The organism is Actinorugispora endophytica, assembly GCF_004363075.1.
GTDB lineage: Bacteria > Actinomycetota > Actinomycetes > Streptosporangiales > Streptosporangiaceae > Actinorugispora > Actinorugispora endophytica.
In genome coordinates, this window is the sequence record NZ_SNYN01000002.1 from 154,435 (window position 1) to 173,553 (window position 19,119).

Genomic DNA, 19,119 nt, shown 5'->3' on the forward strand with positions numbered 1-19,119 from the left:
GCGAACCCCGACCCGACAGAGCCCGAATCACCCCTGCGGCGGAGACTCCATAGCGAGAGCGTCCAGAGGATTCGGTGGTCTCCGGTCCAGGAGGACCGCCCCCCACGCTCAGGCCGATAGGGCCAGGGCGGCCGGAGCACGGGAGAGGAACGCCTGTTCCCGTTCTCCGGCCTGCCTGTTCTCGAAAGGGTGTCCTGGAAGGGGGAATCTCCGAGAAGGTCGCTGACGGTCCGGACGCGCGCGGACGTGGCGGCGGCGTGCGACCGCGTCCGTACCGGGACGGCGACCCCCGGCAGGCCCTTCTGCGGTTTTCCGCAGTCGAAGCGGGTGGCGGCCACCATGTCGGCGACCGCCGCTGATCCGTACCCTCGGGGGAATGCCCCTGCTCGGAAACCCCAGAACCCTCCGCCTCCCTTCACGCCCCGCCGCCCGCCTCGCCGTGGCGGGCGCCCTCGCCCTCGCCGCCCTCGCCGTGTCGGCGCCGGGCGCGCGCGCCGACGGCCCCGCGCCGGTCACCCCAGCCTCCGTCGACGCCCTCGTCCGGGACTACCGGGAGGACACCGGGCTCCCCGGCGCGGCGGTCGCCGTCACCCGGGGCACCGAGGTCGTGCACGCCCAGGGGTACGGCGAAACGCCCTCGGGGGAGGCCGTCACCGCCCGGACCCCGATGGCCGTGGCCTCGGTGAGCAAGTCCTTCACCGCGTTGGCGGTGCTCCAGCTCGTGGAGGAGGGCCGCGTGGAACTCGACGACCCCGTGCGCGACCACCTGCCCGAGTTCGTGACGGCGGACCCGCGCGCGGACCGGATCACCGTGCGCCAGCTCCTCGACCAGACCTCGGGCATGTCCGACACCGGGTTCCCGTCCTTCACCCGGCCCCGGCCCGACACCCTGCGCGAGGCGGTGGAGGGGATGCGCGGCGCGGAGCTGGCAGCGGACCCAGGGACCCGCTGGGAGTACCACAACCCCAACTCCCAGGTCGCCGCGCGGCTGGTCGAGGTGGTCAGCGGCCGGTCGTTCGCCGACTACCTGGAGGCCCGCGTCTTCGGCCCGCTCGGAATGGACGACAGCTCCACGGGCGACACCGACCGCGACCTGCCGCCCAGCGCGCACGGCCACCTCAGGGTCCTCGGCCGGGCCGTGGCGGCGCCCGAGCCGCCCGCCTTCGGCAACGGCTCCGGCGGCGTGCTCAGCACCGCCGAGGACATGGCCGCCTGGCTGATCGCGCAGAACAACGGGGGAGCGGGAGCGGACGGCACCCGGATCGCCTCGGCCGAGAGCGTCGCCCTGGCGCACACCCCCTCGCCGGTCTCCGGCTCCTACGCGCTGGGCTGGTCCGTCGGCGAGACCCGGTCGGGGGCGCGGATCGTCGAGCACAGCGGGGACCTGTTCACGTCCACCGCGCACCAGGCGCTGCTGCCCGAGTCGGGTTACGGCGTCGCGGTCATGGCCAACACCGGGATGGCGTACGGGGACGCCTCGGCCATCGTCGAGGGCCTGGTCGCCATGATCGAGGGCGGGGACGCGACCGTCCCGCAGCCCCAGGGGCAGGTGCTCCTGCTGGGGACCGACGCGGTCTTCCTGCTCCTCGGCGCGGCGGCCGTCCTGTTGTCCGGGCGCGGCGTGCTGCGTTCGCGCCGGTGGGCCGGGCGCCGCGCGGGAGCGCCGCTGTGGCGGACGGCGGCGCGGCTGCTGCCCCTCGCGGGCCCGCCCGTGCTGTTCGCGGAGGTCCACAGGGTGGTCGGGTTCCTGTACCGGGGACGCGACGTGGCCTGGATCCAGGTGCCCTACCTCTACCCCTCCTTCATGGTCCTTCTCGGCGCGGCGGCGCTGGGCTGCGCCGCGGTCGCCGCCGCGCGCCTCGCCGCACTGGCGCGGGGGAGGGCGGACTGGAGGAGCCGGGCCGCCGAGCGCTGAGACCGGGAAAACCGGTTGCCCCGGGGAAGGCCCGCCGTGAGAATGCCGGGATGCGGGTAGGGGTGGTCGGTCTCGGGATGGGCCTGCACCTGGCGGAGTGGTGCCGCCGGGTGGGCGTGGACGTGGTGGCGGCGTGCGACCGCGACCCCGGGCGCCGCGCGGCGGCGGGGGAGAGGCTGCCGGGCGCCGCCCTGACCGGCCGCTGGCAGGACCTGCTCGACCACCGGCTCGACGGGGTGGTGCTCGCCAACGACTTCGACGAGCACGCGCCGCTCGCGATCGCGTTCCTGGAGCGCGGCGTTCACGTGCTGTCCGAGGCCGCCGCGTGCGCCGACGAGGACGAGGGGCGGCGGCTCGTCGAGGCGGCGGAGCGGTCCCGCGCCACGTACTCCTTCGCCGAGAACTACGTGGCGCACCCCCACGTGCGCCTCGTCCGCCAGGCGGTCGACTCCGGCGAGGTGGGGCGGATCAGCCTGGTCGAGGCCGACTACCTGCACGGGATGTCCCCCGACGGGGTCGCGGCGCTGATCGGCGACCCCGCCCACTGGCGGGGCCGGATCGCCCCGACCGCGTACTGCACGCACACCGTCTCGCCCGTGCTCGCGCTCACCGGCGAGCGGCCCGTGGAGGTCTCGGCGTTCACCGTGGACGAGGCCGACGCCCGCGCCTCGGTCGTCATGCTGGTGCGGCTGTCCGGCGGGGCGCTGGCGGTCACCCGGCACGGCTTCCTCCAGGGCGAGCCCGACAGCCACTGGAGCTGGGTGTCGGTGCGCGGCACCCGCGCCCTGGCCGAGTCCGTGCGCGGACCCGGCGAACGGGCGTGGTCGGTGCGGGTCCGGGCCGAGGGGTGGACCGAGCCCGGCGGCCGCGCGCGGGAGGAGGAGCGCGTCCCGCCCCCTCTCCTCCTGGACGGGAAGGCCGTGGAGCGCGCCGCGGAGGGCACCGTCCTGGTCCTCCGGGCGTTCCGGGCCACCGTCGAGAAGGGGGAGCCGCCGCTGGTCCCGGTGCGGCCCGCCGTGGCCGCCTCACTGGTCGGCGTGGCGGGCGCGGAGTCGCTGGGGAACGGCTCGCGCCCCGTGCCGGTCCCCGACGTCTTCGGGGACGCCGACCGGCGGTAGCCCCGGCACCGGCCGGAGCGGTCCCGCCTCACGTGTCGGCCGCTCCCTCCGGGGCCTCGACCTCGTCCAGCCTGCGCCGCAGGAGGGCCCGCTCGGGGTCGGTCCCGGCCAGGGCGAGCGCCTCCCGGTAGGCCGCCGCGGCCTCGGGCGTCCGGCCGAGGCGGTGCAGCAGGTCGGCCCGCGCGACCGCGTAGGGGCCGTAGCCGCGCAGCAGCGGCTCGCCGGCCAGCCCGTCGATCAGCGCCAGACCCGCCTCCGGGCCGTCGCGCATGGCCACCGCCCCGGCCCGGTTCAACGCCACGACCGGGGACGGCGCCAGAGCGAGCAGCACGTCGTAGAGCGCCACGACCTGCGGCCAGTCGGTGGTCGCGACGTCCGCGGCCTCGTCGTGCAGCGCGGCGATCGCGGCCTGCACCCCGTACGGGCCGGGCGGACCGCCGGTCAGCGCGGCGACCACCAGCCCGCGGCCCTCCTCGATCATCGCGCGGTCCCAGCGGCCGCGGTCCTGCCCGTCGAGCAGCACCGCCCCGCCGTCCGGGCCGATCCGCGCGTCGCGCCGCGCGTGGACCAGCAGCATCAGCCCGAGCAGCCCCGCGACCTCCCGCTCGGCGGGCAGCAGCCGGCGCAGGATCCGCGCCAGCCGGACGGCCTCCTCGGCGAGGCCGACCCGCAGCAGGTCCGCGCCCGAGCTGGCCGCGTAGCCCTCGGTGAAGACCGAGTAGACGACCTGGAGCACCCCCGGCAGCCGCTCCGGAAGCTCGTCCGCGCCGGGCACGCGGAACGGGACGCGGGCCTCCCGGATCCTCTTCTTCGCCCGCACGATCCGCTTGGCCATCGCCTCGGGCGCCACGAGGAAGGCCCGCGCCACCTCGGGCGTGGACAGCCCCGCGAGGCAGCGCAGGGTCAGCGCCGTGCGGTCCCCGGAGGACAGGGCCGGGTGGGCGCAGGTGAAGAACAGCCGCAGCCGCTCGTCGGGCAGGCCGCCGTCCGCCTCCGGGGGCGGGACCGGACCGGCCCGGTCGGCCTCCACCTGCAGGACGGCGAGCCGGGCGGCGTAGGCCCGGTCCCGCCGGAGCCGGTCCACGGCCCGGCGCCGCGCCGTGGTCATCAGCCAGGCCCCGGGCTTGGACGGGACCCCTTCGACCGGCCAGTGCCTCAGCGCCGCCTCGATCGCCTCGGAGGTGACCTCCTCGGCCAGGTCGAGGTCGCCGAAGCGGTGGACGAGCGCGGCCAGCAGCCGGCCGCGCTCCTCCCGGAACACCGCCTCCACGACCGCCCCGGCGGGCGGCCCGACGGGTGTCGCGGCGTCAGAGGCCCGCTCGTCCACCGGGGCGGCCTAGAACTCGGCGATCGGCCGCACGACGACCGAGCCGCCGCCGCGCGACCCGGGGCAGCGGGCGGCCCAGTCGAGCGCGACGTCGAGGTCGGGCACGTCGATGACGTAGTAGCCGCCGAGGACCTCGCGGGTCTCGGCGAACGGCCCGTCCGTGACGGTCCGCTCGCCCGTGGGGCCGACCCGGACCGCCGTCGCGGTGGTCAGGTCCGCCAGCGAGTGCGCGGACACCCGGATCCCCGCCTCGCCCACGGCCTTGTCGTAGGCCATCCAGTCCTCGACCGAGCACCCGTCGGCGGCGTCGGCCGCCTCCGCCGTCGCGGAACTCTGGATCAGCAGCATGTACTTCATGTGTCGGCTCCTGTGTGTCATGGCGCGGGGCGCTTCCCCGCACGGCGGAGTCCGCCGTATGCCATGACGACGAACGGGACGCGGCCGCATGGACATCATCCCGAAGATTTCTTCCCGGGAGGCGCGCGGTACCGCCCCGCCTCCGGCCGCGTCCACGGGACCGGCCCCGGCGGTCAGCGGCCGGACGCCCGCGCGGCCAGCCCGCTGACCCGCTCGTGCAGCCACTCCACGTGGGTCTCGCTCTCCGGTTTCATCAGCACGCTCCGCAGGACCCGGGCCCGGTCCGCGTCGGCCGCCACCCTCGGGTGCCGCGCCCGCATGTCCGCCCCGCCGACGTCCATCGTCGACAGGAAGACCGGGTCGTCCTCGGTCATGCCGACGTTCAGCACGGCCGCGCTCGCCGCGTCGACCGTGGTCATCGCCGGGCGGTCCAGCGTCGGGAAGTAGCCGACGATGTCCAGCTCGGGCGGCTGGTAGAGGGTCAGCTCCGACGACTCCGAGATCAGGCGGGCCCACTCGCGCGCCGCCCGCAGGTTGGCCGCGAGCACCGCGCCCAGGCCCCGCGCGGTCAGCGGGAACAACTGCTGCGTCAGCCACAGCGCCGCCGCCGCGGCCCCCGGCCGGGAGCACTCCAGGCTGATCTCGCCGAGGTGGAGCGCGCCGGAGGTGAAGTAGGTGTAGGGCGAGTCGTGCCGGTAGAACCGCCCCACCGAGGGGTCCCGGAACAGGACGGCCCCGCACCCGTAGGGCTGCAGGCCGTGCTTGTGCGGGTCGACGGCCACGGAGTCGCAGTCGGCGATCGCGCGCCAGGGCTCCGGGGGGAGGCCGTCGGGGGCGCCCGCGAGCAGGGTGTAGAAGCCCCCGTACGCGGCGTCCACGTGGACGCGCGCCCCGTGCGCCCGGGCCAGCGGCAGGACCTCGTGGACGGGGTCGACCGCGCCCAGGCCGGTCGTCCCGGTGGTCACGACGACGGTGCCGACGTCACCGGCGGCCAGGACGGCGGCGAGCGCGTCGAGGTCGATCCGGCCGCGCGCGTCCGGGGGCACGACCCGCGTCCGGACGCCGAGCAGGTGGCACATGCGGGCGTGCGTGTAGTGGCTCTCGGCGCAGAAGGCCACGGCCCTTCCCGGGTGGGTCTCGCGCGCGACGAACAGCGCCTCCAGGTTGGCGACGGTGCCGCCGGAGGTCAGGTGGCCCAGGTGGGTGCCGAACCCGAACATCCGGGCGAGCGCGGCGACCGCCTCCTGCTCCATCTCCGCCGTCGGCGGGCCGCCGTCGAGCGCGTGGTTGTTGGGGTTGACCAGCATGGCGGCCAGGTAGCCGACGACCGCGACCGGGTGCGGGGGTTTGAGCATCTGGCCCGCGTAGCGCGGGTGGAAGAACGGGTAGTTGCCGGTGAGGCGCCGGGCCAGCTCGTCCAGCCGCTCGGCCAGGGCGTCCGGGTCGACGTCCAGGGAGGGGTGGCGCCGGTAGCCGCCCCACTCCGCCTGCCAGTCGGCGACCGCGTCGACCGCCCGCTCCGTCCAGTGGCGTATGTCCAAGGGGGTTCCGTTCGGTCGTGGCCCGCCCCGCAGGGCGCGCGGGCGGTCCGGCGGTGTGCCGGGGGCCGGCGGGGCGCTCGCGCCACGCGGTCCGGTCACCGCCCGGCCCTGCCGGGGGACAGGAGGGCGAGGCGCTGGGCGGAGAGTGTTTCGAGCACCTGGCCGGCGGTCCGCGCGGGGTGCGGAGGCGAGCCGCGCCCGCGCGTCCGCAGGCTCGGCAGTTCGCCGCCGCCGAACCGGGAGCAGACGAGGCGGTGGGCCGCGTGCAGCTCTCCGACCGACGCCACGAAGCGCCGGTAGGAGTCCCCGGCCGCGACGGGGCCGGACCGGAACTCGCGCAGGCCGCCGAACAGGCGGACCAGGTGGCGGTGGTCGCGCCCCTGGAGGCCGCTGAACCCGGGGGCGGTGAAGGGCGGCTCCATGCTCGGCCGCACGACGGCCGGGTACTCGGCGGCCGGGAAGTCGCTCGCGTACCGCATGGCCACGGCCGAGGCCCTGTTCAGGAGGACGGCGAACTCCAGGGCCTCGCGGGCGCCGTCCGCGTCGCGTTCCCCGGCCGCCGCGCGCAGCGGGGAGAGGGCGACGATCAGCGCCTGGGTGAGCGTGAAGAACAGGCGGTGGCCGGTGCGCCACCGCAGGAGGGACGCCGGTTCGCCCGGCGTGCCGAGAGGGGGCCGGTCCCCGTCCCCCCGGCCCGGGACGGGGGCCGCCCCGGGCGAGGTGAAGGCGAGGACGGCGCCCGGGACGCGCAGGACGGTCCGCCACTGGTTCGCGTCCAGGCCGGTCCCGTGGGCGTCGACATCGGCGAGCACGTCGCGGAGGGCCGTGGACAGGCCCGCCAGGAACACCCCGCCGGGGTCATCCGACACGCGCTCGACGCCGAAGTGCGCGTCGTAGGCGTCGGCGTCCCGGGCCTGCTTCCCCCGTTCGGCGAGGCGGGCCGGGGTCGGGCCGACACGACCGTCGGCCTCCGGGCGGGGGAGCGCGCCGCCGAGGCCGCCACGGCACGTCGGCAGGTGCTCGGGCAGCGGCAATCGCAGTGCGCGGGCGCGCTGGGCCACGGGGGCCGTCCTTTCCGGCTGTCGCGGGCACCGGCCACTGGAGCGGACCCGGTGGGGGTGGTGCGGGGCCGGGCCCGGAAACGGCCCGCGGCGCGCCGCCGCGACGGGCCCGGCGGGGGTTACCGCGCGGTTCGCGCTCGCGGTTCTTCGGTTCCGAGGGTGCGGCCGCTCGGTCGCCTTCTCCTGCCGTCGCGCTCTTCCCGGCGATCAATCCATTGCGAAGAGTAGTTGAACAACTTCGAAGGGTCAATTTGGCGGGCGGGTCGCGCGGATCCGCCCCTCAGCGTGGTCTCGCGGTCCCTCCCCGGGCCGGGCACGCGGACGGCCCCGACGAGCACGGGCTCGTCGGGGCCGCGTCTTCCGGCCGAGGTGCTTCGGGGAGCCGGCGGACGGCGCCCGGGACGCCCGTCACCGCGCCGGCCCGTGCCCGCCCCGCCCCGTCACGCCGCTCCGCGCTCCGGGATCAGGCCCTGGCGAGCATGCGCTGGCCCAGCTCGTGGGCGCACCGCTCCAGTTTGCCCGCGGTCTCCTCCTCCTGGAGGAGGTTGGTCTCCAGCGACTGGATGAGCTGGGTGTCGCCCATGAGCATCGCCTTGCCCACGAGGCCCCGGTAGGAGGCGATCTCGAAGTGCTCGATCTTGGCCGCCCCGCCCAGGATGAACATGGTCAGCACGTCCTCGGACGGCTTCATCCCCACGAACTCCCGGTACTCCTCGCGGATCGCGTCGACCGTCGCGCAGGGAACCCGCTGGGGGGACTCCCCCAGGTGCTCGAAGCACTTCTCCAGGTTCTCGATCTGCTGGTCGGTCTCCTTCTTGTGGGTGCGCAGCATCTCGGCCAGCGCCTTGTCGTTGACCTTGCCCGCGACCTCGGTCAGCATCTCGGCGATCTTCTTCTCGCCGTCGTGCATCGCCGACATCTCGTAGAGGAACAGGTCCTTCGGGGTGTCCAGCTTCATGGTGCCTCCGTTGAGGTGGACGGTTGTGGAGCCCCCCGGCTACCCCCGCCCGCCCCGCCTACTCCACCGGTCCGCCCGGGTCGGGGAGGACGCCGGCCAGGGGCGCTCGCCCGTCCGAGCCCGGGGGCTTCCCGTCGGGCCCCGACACCGGGCCGTCGCGGACGCGGCCCGTGGACCCCCAGAATGGGGCCATGGCACGACGAGTCCTCCGGCCGGTCGACCTCGCCCGCGAGCACGGGCTGTCCACCCAGGCGGTCCGCAACTACGAGGACGAGGGAATCCTTCCCCCCGCCGAGCGGAGCGGCACCGGATACCGCCGGTACTCCGCCGTCCACGCGCACGCCCTGCGCGCCTTCCTCGCCCTGCGCCCCGGGCACGGGCACCGGACGGCCGCGGCGATCCTGCGCGCCGCGCACCGCCGCGACGAGGAGGTGCTCTTCCGCCTCCTCGACCAGACGCACGCCGACCTGCTGCGCGAGCGCGACCTCCTCGACGAGGTCACCGCCGCGCTCGACGCGCTGACCGCCGGGCCCGCCCCGGAGGAGGGCCCGTCCACGGGGCTGACCGTCGGGGCGCTCGCCCACCAGATCGGGGTGCGCCCCGCGACGCTGCGGAAGTGGGAGAAGGCCGGGATCCTCAGCCCCCGCCGCGACCGCGCCACCGGATACCGCGTCTACCCGCCCGACGCGGTGCGCGACGCGCGGATCACCCGCCAGCTCCGGCGCGGCGGCTACCGGCTCTCCCAGGTCAGGGACTTCGTGGACCGGCTGCGCGGCGCGGGGGACGCGGCCGCCCTGGAGGACCTGCTCCACGAGTGGCGGGCCCGGATCGGGCGCCAGAGCCGGGCGATGCTCGCGGGAGGACGACGGCTCGGCGACTACCTGGACCTCCTCTCCTCGGACGCGGGGCCGGTGCGGAGCGGGGAGGAGACGGACGGGCCGAAGATCCGGGGAACTGATCGCGCCTCCCGTTCGTGATCAAGGAGGCCGCTGCCGTGCCGCTACCGGGGTCCGCTCACCCCGGGGGGTGCCACACGGCCGTGGCCGACCCCGGAACGTCCCCGCTGTTTCACGGGGAGTTCTTCCGGGACGGATACAAAGGCTCGACCGACGACTTCGGGCGTTCCGCGCCCGCACACACGGAGTGATACGCAGATGATCAACGACATTCTCGACTGGTTCAAGGGCCTGTTCGGCGACACCGCCGGAGAGGCGGTGCAGGGGGCGTCCGACACCCTGCAGGGAGCCGGGGCGGACGCCGGGCAGACGGTGGGCGGAGCGGCGGAGTCGGCCCAGCTGTTCCAGGAGGAGGCGCTCGCCGGTGCGACCGAGCAGGCGCAGGCGGCGCAGGAGCAGGCGCTGGGCGGGGCGGGCGAGACCGTCCAGTCGCTCCAGGAGGAGGCGCTCGCCGGTGCGACCGAGCAGGCGCAGGCGGCGCAGGAGCAGGTCCTGGGCGGAGTGGGCGAGACCGTCCAGTCCTTCCAGGAGCAGGCCGACACCGTCAGCGGTGTCGTCGAGAACCCGGCGGACGCCGCCGCCGACGCCGCCCGCGACAGGCTCACCGGCCAGGGCTAGCCCCCGCGCCGCGCCGTGCGGCCCGGACACGACCCCCGAAGGCGTCGGCGCCCCGCCGACGCCTCCGGGCCCGGCGCCGCGTCCGAGAGGGAGCGCGTCGCCGGGCCCGCCGTGCGGAACCCGGCGCCGACGAGGGCCCGACGGCCCCCGGCCGGGCTCAGACGACGGTGGAGAGCTCCTGTCCGGAGTCGGCGCCGTCCCGCGCGGCCGGCTTCCCCCGGGTGAGGACGGTGAAGGCGAGCACCGCCAGGACGGTCGAGACGAGCATGGCCAGCCCCATCGGCACGGCCGTCCCCTCCCCCCGGAGCCCGACCAGCGGCGAGACCGCGGCGGCGAGGGTGAACTGCAGGAAGCCCAGGAACGCCGAGCCGGTCCCGGCGTGCGCGTCGGTCTCCGCCAGCGCCAGCGCGGTGGCGTTGGAGAAGACGAAGCCCAACGAGCCCTGGAAGACCGCGAACAGGACGAGCGTGGGGAGCATGGGAGCCCCGTTGAGGACGGCCGCCAGCAGTCCCGCGCTCGCCAGCACGGACACCGCGAGCCCCCCGGCGATCATCCCGCGATACGTGACCCGGCCCGCCAGCGCCGCGGCCGCGCTGCTGGTGGCGACGATGGCCAGCGCGTTGAGGCCGAAGACCAGCGAGTAGGCGCCGGCCGACAGCCCCATCACGTTCTGCATGACGAACGGGGAGGCGGAGATGTAGGCGAACAGCGCGGCGAACGCGAAGCAGAAGGTGAGCAGGTAGCCGACGTAGTGGCGGTTGGCCAGGACCTGCCGGGCCCCGCTGACGGTCGACCCGAGGCCGCCCCTGGCGCGCGCGCTCTCGGGGAGGGTCTCCTTGGCGCGGGCCGCCGCGCCGATGAGCATGACCAGCGCCAGGACCGCCAGGACCCAGAACACCGCGCGCCATCCGGCGCCCGCGATGATCGCGCCGCCCGTTAGGGGGGCGACCACCGGGGCGATGATGCTGATGATCATCGTCACGCCCAGGAGTTTCGCGGCGGCGGCGCCGCGGGAGGTGTCGGAGATGATCGCCCTGGCCAGCACGACGCCGGCCGCCCCGCTCAGGCCCTGCACGAAGCGGGCCGCCGCGAGGGTCTCGACGTTCGGGGCCAGGGCGCACGCGACGCCGGCGCCCAGGCACACGAGGGAGCCGATGAGCAGCGGCCGCCGCCGGCCGACGGCGTCGGAGAGCGGTCCGATGAACAGCTGCCCGAGGCCGAGCCCGATCAGGAAGGCGGTCAGCGTCAGCTGGACGCCGGAGGCGGTGGTGTCCAGGTCGTCGGCCATGTCGGGGAAGGCCGGAAGGTACATGTCGGTCGCCAGCGGGGCGACGGCGGTGAGCAGGGCGAGAACCGCGATCAGGGTCCTGGTGACAGGACGGGGCGTGCGCGCGGAGGCGTCGGGTGAGGCGGGCATCGAGGGTTTCCCAGGGAGAGGTGGAGTCGGAAATTAGTTATGAGGAAATATATATCTAACCATATGGGATAGGATGCTCCGCATGAACGCGGATCGTGACGCGCCGCCGGGGCCGATGGGACAGCGCGAGTTGGCGGCCATGCTGCGCACGCTGGCCTGGACGGTCCAGCGGCTGGTGCCCGAGACGGCGGGCCTCGAACCGCTGCCCATCACCGAACTCGTGGTGCTCAGGAACGTCCTGGACTCGCCGGGCGTCACGGTCACCCGACTGGCCAGGGACCTGGGAATGCGGCAGAGCAACACCAGCGCCGCCGTGCGCGGCCTGGTCGAGCGCGGCCTCGTCGCGCGCGAGAGCAGCCCGACCGACCGGCGGGTCACCAGGCTGGTCCCGACCGAGAAGTCGCTGGCGGAGAGCGAGCACATCGACACCGTGTGGTCCGGCACCATCCAGACCGCGATGGCCCGGCTCAGCCACGAGCAGGTCGCGGCCATCGAGTCCGCCGGCAGCGCGCTGCAGGCCCTCGGCCAGGCCCTGCACGCCGAGCAGACCGAGTCGCGCCCCCGCCGCTGACGGCCACCGGACCCCCGCGCGTGCCGGGGGCGGCCTCAGGAGCACGACCGGGGGAGCGCGGGAGCGTGGGAGTACCACGGCCACCCTCGGGCCGCCCGCGCGCACCGCTCCTGGCCTAGCCTCGAAGGCATGGACACGGAGAACCCGCTCGGTCAGTTCCTTCGCGCCCGCCGCGCGCTGCTCCGGCCCGAGGACCTCGGCATCCCGGCCGGGACCCGCCGCCGCGTGGCGGGACTGCGCCGCGAGGAGGTCGCGCAGCTCGCCGGGGTGAGCGCCGACTACTACGTGCGGCTGGAGCAGGGCCGCGAACGCAACCCCTCGGTCCAGGTGGTCGACGCGCTGGCCGAGGCGCTGAAGCTGGAGGAGGACGCGGTCACGCACCTGCACCGGCTCGCCCGCCCGACCCCCGGCAGGCGGCGCAGGCCCGCCCAGCGCGAGCGCGTCAGCCCCAACCTGCTGCGCATGATGGCGGCCTGGCCCGACACCCCCGCCGTGGTCCTGGGCCGCTGCCTGACCGTGCTGGCCGCCAACCCCCTCGGCGAGGCCCTGTTCGACGGCCACACCTACGGGGGCGACCTGGTCCGGCTGGTGTTCCTCGACCCGGACGCGCGCGACTTCTACCCCGACTGGGACCGGGTGGCGGCCAACACCGTCGCCGGGCTGCGCGCGGCCGCAGGCGCCGACCACGACGACCCCCGCCTCGTCGAGGTGGTCGGGGAGCTGTCGATCAGGAGCGAGACCTTCCGCCGGTTGTGGGCCCGCCACGACATCCGCCAGAAGACCCACGAGACCAAGCGCTTCCGCCACCCGCTGGTCGGCGAGCTGACGCTGCACTACGAGACGCTGACCGTGAACAGCGCCCCCGGACAGCAGCTCGTCGTCTACCAGGCCGACCCGGGCAGCCCGTCCGAGGAGGCGCTGTCCCTGCTGGGCAGCCTCACCGCCGACGCGGCCCCGCCCCGCTCCCGGGAAACCACCCCGCAGACCCCGGCGCACCACCGGCCACCGCCGCACGAGCCCGGAGCCTGATCCCCGCTGTTTTCCCCACGTGCGTGGGGCTTGGGTGCTGCCCAAAACACGAGGAGTAACACGTGCCGGTTCATCCCCACGTGCGTGGGGCTTGGCTAGGGGCGTTGACGACGTGCTCGACGAGTCCGGTTCATCCCCACGTGCGTGGGGCTTGGCAGCGGCCGGGCGGCGGCCTCCGCAGCGGCGGCGGTTCATCCCCACGTGCGTGGGGCTTGGCCGGCGAGCCCGTCGGCGTCGTCCGCGATCTTCGGTTCATCCCCACGTGCGTGGGGCTTGGGAATACGCCGGGGTCCAGTACCTGGGCGCTGACGGTTCATCCCCACGTGCGTGGGGCTTGGGACAATCCAGCGCCGTGCCGCTTCCCTCGCCGCGGTTCATCCCCACGTGCGTGGGGCTTGGTCGGTGCCGACGATCGCGGTCACGAGCACTCCGGTTCATCCCCACGTGCGTGGGGATTGGAAACACCCGGCCTCGCGGATCGCGGCCGTCCGCGGTTCATCCCCACGTGCGTGGGGCTTGGTCACAGCCTCTAGCCGTCCGGCGCTGTGTGCGCGGTTCATCCCCACGTGCGTGGGGCTTGGTAGAGAAGCGGGAAGATGATTTTGATGACGACCGGTTCATCCCCACGTGCGTGGGGCTTGGTCCGCCGCTGGTGTCGAGCTGCCGCGCGAGCGCGGTTCATCCCCACGTGCGTGGGGCTTGGAGGTACCGGGGCAGGTCGCCGCCGCCGCTCTTCGGTTCATCCCCACGTGCGTGGGGCTTGGCCTGAGCCCTCGACGTCCCGACGCCGCTCCCGCGGTTCATCCCCACGTGCGTGGGGCTTGGGGATCGTCCACAGGTCCGGCCAGCCCGCGAAACGGTTCATCCCCACGTGCGTGGGGCTTGGGTCATCGAGATGTTCGCGGCCCGGGGCCGCCCCGGTTCATCCCCACGTGCGTGGGGCTTGGGCACGACGTCCGGAGCGGACCATGATCGGGACCGGTTCATCCCCACGTGCGTGGGGCTTGGGATGAGCGTGGCCGGGAGCGGAGTGTCGCGGGCGGTTCATCCCCACGTGCGTGGGGCTTGGGATCGACCGGGACGCGGTGGAGAGCGTGATGGCGGTTCATCCCCACGTGCGTGGGGCTTGGGCCCACCGCGCGCTTCCGCCTTGAGCCGACGACGGTTCATCCCCACGTGCGTGGGGCTTGGGTGGGTTTTCCCCGCGGCCTGAGCCTGCCAGGCGGTTCATCCCCACGTGCGTGGGGCTTGGTGCGCCCAGGGCCAGCTGCGAGGGTCCGAGATCGGTTCATCCCCACGTGCGTGGGGCTTGGATGATCTTGAGGATGCGGTCGATGGCCGCCAGCGGTTCATCCCCACGTGCGTGGGGCTTGGCTGGTCTTGAATCGGGGGTCGTCGGTGTAGGACGGTTCATCCCCACGTGCGTGGGGCTTGGTCGGCGGAGTCGAAGATCGCGGCGGGGATGACCGGTTCATCCCCACGTGCGTGGGGCTTGGTCAGGGGGTGGCTACTTCTGGACGCGCTTCGCCGGTTCATCCCCACGTGCGTGGGGCTTGGGCTACGGCGGCCGTCGGCGTCCCCGGGTACGCCGGTTCATCCCCACGTGCGTGGGGCTTGGGGGGCCGTTACTGGAGCCGGTGAGGGGCGGGCCGGTTCATCCCCACGTGCGTGGGGCTTGGAGGGTTTCGGACGTGAACCGGGTGATGACGGGCGGTTCATCCCCACGTGCGTGGGGCTTGGGTGGGTGCGGGTCACGGGAATGACGATCAGCCCGGTTCATCCCCACGTGCGTGGGGCTTGGTTGTCGTCGTAGTCGCGGAGCGGGAGCTTCATCGGTTCATCCCCACGTGCGTGGGGCTTGGACGACAACAGCGTCGACATGGGGGGGAGCACGCGGTTCATCCCCACGTGCGTGGGGCTTGGGTACGCGTCGTAGTTCCCGGAGTCGCGCGCCCAGGTTCATCCCCACGTGCGTGGGGCTTGGTCGGCGTGCAAAACGACCGCCACCACAACCCCCTGGTTCATCCCCACGTGCGTGGGGCTTGGCGAAACCCGTTCTTCGTGGGTCTGCTGACGGGCGGTTCATCCCCACGTGCGTGGGGCTTGGCCCGGGCGTTCCCCAGCGGATACGGAGCGCGCCGGTTCATCCCCACGTGCGTGGGGCTTGGGGGCCCCCGCCCCCCGGGGTCAGGACGGACCGCGGTTCATCCCCACGTGCGTGGGGCTTGGGGGATCGCCGCGTGGGACGGGGCGTGGGCCTGCGGTTCATCCCCACGTGCGTGGGGCTTGGGTGACGTTCGACCCGTTCGGCGAGCACGCCTGCGGTTCATCCCCACGTGCGTGGGGCTTGGTTCCCGGAGGAGCGTGGCGGCCTTGCGGAGTTCGGTTCATCCCCACGTGCGTGGGGCTTGGGCGCCCACCCGTCTCACCAACGGCGTCCCCGACGGTTCATCCCCACGTGCGTGGGGCTTGGACACAGTCCTGACGGTTCCCGCTGTACGACGACGGTTCATCCCCACGTGCGTGGGGCTTGGCGGCGCTGCGCCACGACGTCCTGAGGACTGGTCGGTTCATCCCCACGTGCGTGGGGCTTGGGTGCCGACTCAGGATCGAGAACTGATGGACATCGGTTCATCCCCACGTGCGTGGGGCTTGGAACCTCACCGCCGTCCGCGAACGCGAGCTTGCCGGTTCATCCCCACGTGCGTGGGGCTTGGCTCCAGCCCTGCCAGACCCGAGTGCTGCCGTCCGGTTCATCCCCACGTGCGTGGGGCTTGGCGTGGAAGCGACCACGAACCTGACCCAATCCCCGGTTCATCCCCACGTGCGTGGGGCTTGGTCGGCGAGCTGCGTGGTCATGTCCGACACGGGCGGTTCATCCCCACGTGCGTGGGGCTTGGATGTTGTTGATGGTGCTGCGGGAGATCCCCGTCGGTTCATCCCCACGTGCGTGGGGCTTGGCGCACCTGGCGGCTCGGGGCGTCGCCGGTGATCGGTTCATCCCCACGTGCGTGGGGCTTGGCAGAACACGGTCTTGCCGGTCGCGGCGACAGGCGGTTCATCCCCACGTGCGTGGGGCTTGGGTTGGGTGTCTGTGAGACACCCCGCGGGGTGTCGGTTCATCCCCACGTGCGTGGGGCTTGGAATCGAGCGGGGCCGCCTGGCGCGGCCCCCGCCGGTTCATCCCCACGTGCGTGGGGCTTGGATCAGGCAGGGGCCGACCTCGTGGACGCGCATCGGTTCATCCCCACGTGCGTGGGGCTTGGCCCGCAGGCGACGACATGGCGCTGGAAGCGAGCGGTTCATCCCCACGTGCGTGGGGCTTGGCAACTGACCCGCGCACCAAAACTGGCCACCGCCGGTTCATCCCCACGTGCGTGGGGCTTGGTTCAGCGTCCTGGTTTCCGGGACCCTGAACGTCGGTTCATCCCCACGTGCGTGGGGCTTGGGGCCGACCGGATCACCCCGCGCCCCACGCCGTAGGTTCATCCCCACGTGCGTGGGGCTTGGCGGCCCAAGGTCATCGACGAGGACATGCTCACCGGTTCATCCCCACGTGCGTGGGGCTTGGAACCGCCCAAGACCCGCCTGCCAATACCCGATCGGTTCATCCCCACGTGCGTGGGGCTTGGTGGTCATCGCCACCCGGCCCGCGAAGAAAACGCGGTTCATCCCCACGTGCGTGGGGCTTGGCGGCCGCGCCCAGGCCGGACCATGCCGACGGGCGGTTCATCCCCACGTGCGTGGGGCTTGGTCGGCGACCGCGCCGACCACCGCGACGCCAACCGGTTCATCCCCACGTGCGTGGGGCTTGGTCGTGTTTGTGCAGGTCAGACACGACAAAGAACGGTTCATCCCCACGTGCGTGGGGCTTGGGGCGAGCGCGAGGAGTTTCCCGCCGGCCGCCCCGGTTCATCCCCACGTGCGTGGGGCTTGGAGAGGCCGCCGCCGCTCCGGCCCCGGCTCCGGCGGTTCATCCCCACGTGCGTGGGGCTTGGCGGCGGCGGTTGCCCTTCTTGGCCAGCGCCCACGGTTCATCCCCACGTGCGTGGGGCTTGGTCAGCCGGTCAGGCCGGCGGTCCGCTGGCGCGCGGTTCATCCCCACGTGCGTGGGGCTTGGTACGCCGGGGTCCAGTACCTGGGCGCTGACGGTCCGAGCCCCACGCACGTGGGGATGAACCGAGCGGCCTGATCAACCTGATGCTGTCCGAGCTCCGAGCCCCACGCACGTGGGGATGAACCGCCCACCAACATCACCATCACCACCGAGGGCAGCCGAGCCCCACGCACGTGGGGATGAACCGGACGCGATGCGCCGCACCGAGCAGGCCGTCGGCCGAGCCCCACGCACGTGGGGATGAACCGGTTTCCCACTGTGCGCCGGTGTACAGCACCAGCCGAGCCCCACGCACGTGGGGATGAACCGGCGCGGCGTCCGACCAGTTCTCGATCCCATCCCCGAGCCCCACGCACGTGGGGATGAACCGGACGACGCCCGCCTCACCCAGGCGGTCAACGCCCGAGCCCCACGCACGTGGGGATGAACCGCGGCCGGGTCGGTGACCATCGGGTCGACGGCGCCGAGCCCCACGCACGTGGGGATGAACCGCTGGCTTTCGTCGCGGACTGCAGGGCGAACGTCCGAGCCCCACGCACGTGGGGATGAACCGGTTCGACCCGCAAGGAGACCCTGCCTGCTGACCCGAGCCCCACGCACGTGGGGATGAACCGCCCGCCTCGACCGTGATGGTCGGGGCGGGCTTCCGAGCCCCACGCACGTGGGGATGAACCGTGGCTGCGCAGGCTGCCCCAGGTCTTGGAGGCCCGAGCCCCACGCACGTGGGGATGAACCGTCGGCGTAGTACCTCATGTAGCCCCCACCCGGCCGAGCCCCACGCACGTGGGGATGAACCGAGCACCGTGTCCACCAAACACATACACATCGACCGAGCCCCACGCACGTGGGGATGAACCGGCCGCCAAGGAACGCCGCCGCCTGGCGGCCGACCGAGCCCCACGCACGTGGGGATGAACCGGATGGCGAGGCCGGCTGCCGCTGCTGCGGTGACCGAGCCCCACGCACGTGGGGATGAACCGTACCTGCTCGGGGCCACCCCCGCTGAGGCCGCCCGAGCCCCACGCACGTGGGGATGAACCGGGAACAAACCGAACCCCCAGGATCACACACCACCGAGCCCCACGCACGTGGGGATGAACCGCCGCGAGATGGGCATGTACCGGGTCGGCGTCGCCGAGCCCCACGCACGTGGGGATGAACCGGCGCGGCAGGCGGAGTTGGACGCGTTGCCGGGCCGAGCCCCACGCACGTGGGGATGAACCGATCACCACCCCCGACCTGCTCGCCACCCTCGCCGAGCCCCACGCACGTGGGGATGAACCGAGCTCGGATGCCACCGGCCTGGTCGGGTGCCGCCGAGCCCCACGCACGTGGGGATGAACCGGCCGCCACACCCTCGGCTCCCGGGACGCCCCCCCCCGAGCCCCACGCACGTGGGGATGAACCGATTTTCGCGGTCGGGGTGGGGTCCCCGCGTCCCCGAGCCCCACGCACGTGGGGATGAACCTGCGGGGATCTTGACCTTCGCGCCGAACTCGACCGAGCCCCACGCACGTGGGGATGAACCGTCGCTTCGTGGCGCGAGCACGGCGGCCAGCAGCCGAGCCCCACGCACGTGGGGATGAACCGCGCAGGTGCCGGTACAGACCGTCGTCGTGGGCACGAGCCCCACGCACGTGGGGATGAACCGCGCAGGTGCCGGTACAGACCGTCGTCGTGGGCCCGAGCCCCACGCACGTGGGGATGAACCGGCCGGCGACGGGCTCGGCCGCGGTCTTGCCGACCGAGCCCCACGCACGTGGGGATGAACCGCGTGCGGCGACGACTGGCGCGCGGACGAAGCGCCGAGCCCCACGCACGTGGGGATGAACCGGGGGTGATCATCCATGACCGGCTCTTCACCAGCCGAGCCCCACGCACGTGGGGATGAACCTGCATAGAGTGCCCTTGACTTTAGATGTAGGGCCCGAGCCCCACGCACGTGGGGATGAACCGGTACTGATGGGGGGTTGTGTCCGCGTGCTCCTCCGAGCCCCACGCACGTGGGGATGAACCGCACAGTCCAGACATTCACCGTGGCCCGGGGCCCCGAGCCCCACGCACGTGGGGATGAACCGAACATCGACAAGGAGACCGACTCACAGTGAGACCGAGCCCCACGCACGTGGGGATG

Annotated in this window: 12 protein-coding genes and 1 CRISPR repeat array; of the genes, 6 read left to right on the plus strand and 6 right to left on the minus strand. The window is 73.7% G+C overall.

The genetic code is table 11. The features are described from left to right. Positions 1-376 precede the first annotated feature (376 nt). On the plus strand, positions 377-1,915 hold the full coding sequence (locus EV190_RS05195; RefSeq protein ID WP_133740295.1) for a serine hydrolase domain-containing protein: 1,539 nt from the start codon (positions 377-379) through the stop codon (positions 1,913-1,915). Between the two features lie 50 nt (positions 1,916-1,965). Then, complete coding sequence (locus EV190_RS05200; RefSeq protein ID WP_133740296.1) at positions 1,966-3,033, plus strand: Gfo/Idh/MocA family protein; 1,068 nt, start codon at positions 1,966-1,968, stop codon at positions 3,031-3,033. Between the two features lie 28 nt (positions 3,034-3,061). On the opposite strand, the gene EV190_RS05205 is transcribed toward EV190_RS05200, so the two are convergent. From EV190_RS05205 to EV190_RS05225, 5 genes are all read right to left on the minus strand, one after another. Continuing rightward, positions 3,062-4,360 carry an RNA polymerase sigma factor gene (locus tag EV190_RS05205; RefSeq protein ID WP_133740297.1) on the minus strand — a complete coding sequence of 433 codons (1,299 nt, stop codon included), beginning with the start codon at positions 4,358-4,360 and terminating at the stop codon, positions 3,062-3,064. A gap of 9 nt (positions 4,361-4,369) precedes the next feature. Continuing rightward, a complete protein-coding gene (locus EV190_RS05210) occupies positions 4,370-4,717 on the minus strand; it encodes a YciI family protein (RefSeq protein ID WP_133740298.1) in 348 nt (115 codons plus the stop codon). 173 nt (positions 4,718-4,890) lie between these two features. Beyond that, on the minus strand, positions 4,891-6,258 hold the full coding sequence (locus tag EV190_RS05215) for a pyridoxal phosphate-dependent decarboxylase family protein (protein ID WP_133740299.1): 1,368 nt from the start codon (positions 6,256-6,258) through the stop codon (positions 4,891-4,893). A gap of 95 nt (positions 6,259-6,353) precedes the next feature. Beyond that, positions 6,354-7,319, minus strand: a complete 966-nt coding sequence (locus tag EV190_RS05220; protein ID WP_133740300.1) for a hypothetical protein — start codon at positions 7,317-7,319, stop codon at positions 6,354-6,356. 463 nt (positions 7,320-7,782) lie between these two features. Further along, positions 7,783-8,277, minus strand: coding sequence for a YciE/YciF ferroxidase family protein (locus tag EV190_RS05225; protein ID WP_133740301.1), 495 nt, complete (start codon positions 8,275-8,277; stop codon positions 7,783-7,785). A 191-nt stretch (positions 8,278-8,468) separates the two neighbouring features. Between EV190_RS05225 and EV190_RS05230 the strand changes: the two genes are divergently transcribed. Next, positions 8,469-9,254, plus strand: coding sequence for a MerR family transcriptional regulator (locus EV190_RS05230; RefSeq protein ID WP_133740302.1), 786 nt, complete (start codon positions 8,469-8,471; stop codon positions 9,252-9,254). Positions 9,255-9,431: 177 nt separating this feature from the next. Further along, on the plus strand, positions 9,432-9,851 hold the full coding sequence (locus EV190_RS05235) for a hypothetical protein (protein ID WP_133740303.1): 420 nt from the start codon (positions 9,432-9,434) through the stop codon (positions 9,849-9,851). A gap of 157 nt (positions 9,852-10,008) precedes the next feature. Here the strand turns inward: EV190_RS05235 and EV190_RS05240 are convergent, their stop codons facing one another. Further along, complete coding sequence (locus tag EV190_RS05240; RefSeq protein WP_133740304.1) at positions 10,009-11,268, minus strand: multidrug effflux MFS transporter; 1,260 nt, start codon at positions 11,266-11,268, stop codon at positions 10,009-10,011. A gap of 82 nt (positions 11,269-11,350) precedes the next feature. Between EV190_RS05240 and EV190_RS05245 the strand changes: the two genes are divergently transcribed. Together EV190_RS05245 and EV190_RS05250 are read left to right on the plus strand one after the other, a co-directional pair. Continuing rightward, entirely contained in the window at positions 11,351-11,839 is a 489-nt protein-coding gene (locus EV190_RS05245; protein WP_208113052.1) for a MarR family winged helix-turn-helix transcriptional regulator, read from the plus strand. Positions 11,840-11,968: 129 nt separating this feature from the next. After that, entirely contained in the window at positions 11,969-12,868 is a 900-nt protein-coding gene (locus EV190_RS05250) for a helix-turn-helix domain-containing protein (protein ID WP_133740305.1), read from the plus strand. A 66-nt stretch (positions 12,869-12,934) separates the two neighbouring features. After that, positions 12,935-16,988: direct repeats of the CRISPR family, unit length 29 nt; unit sequence CGGTTCATCCCCACGTGCGTGGGGCTTGG. Positions 16,989-19,119: the final 2,131 nt, after the last annotated feature.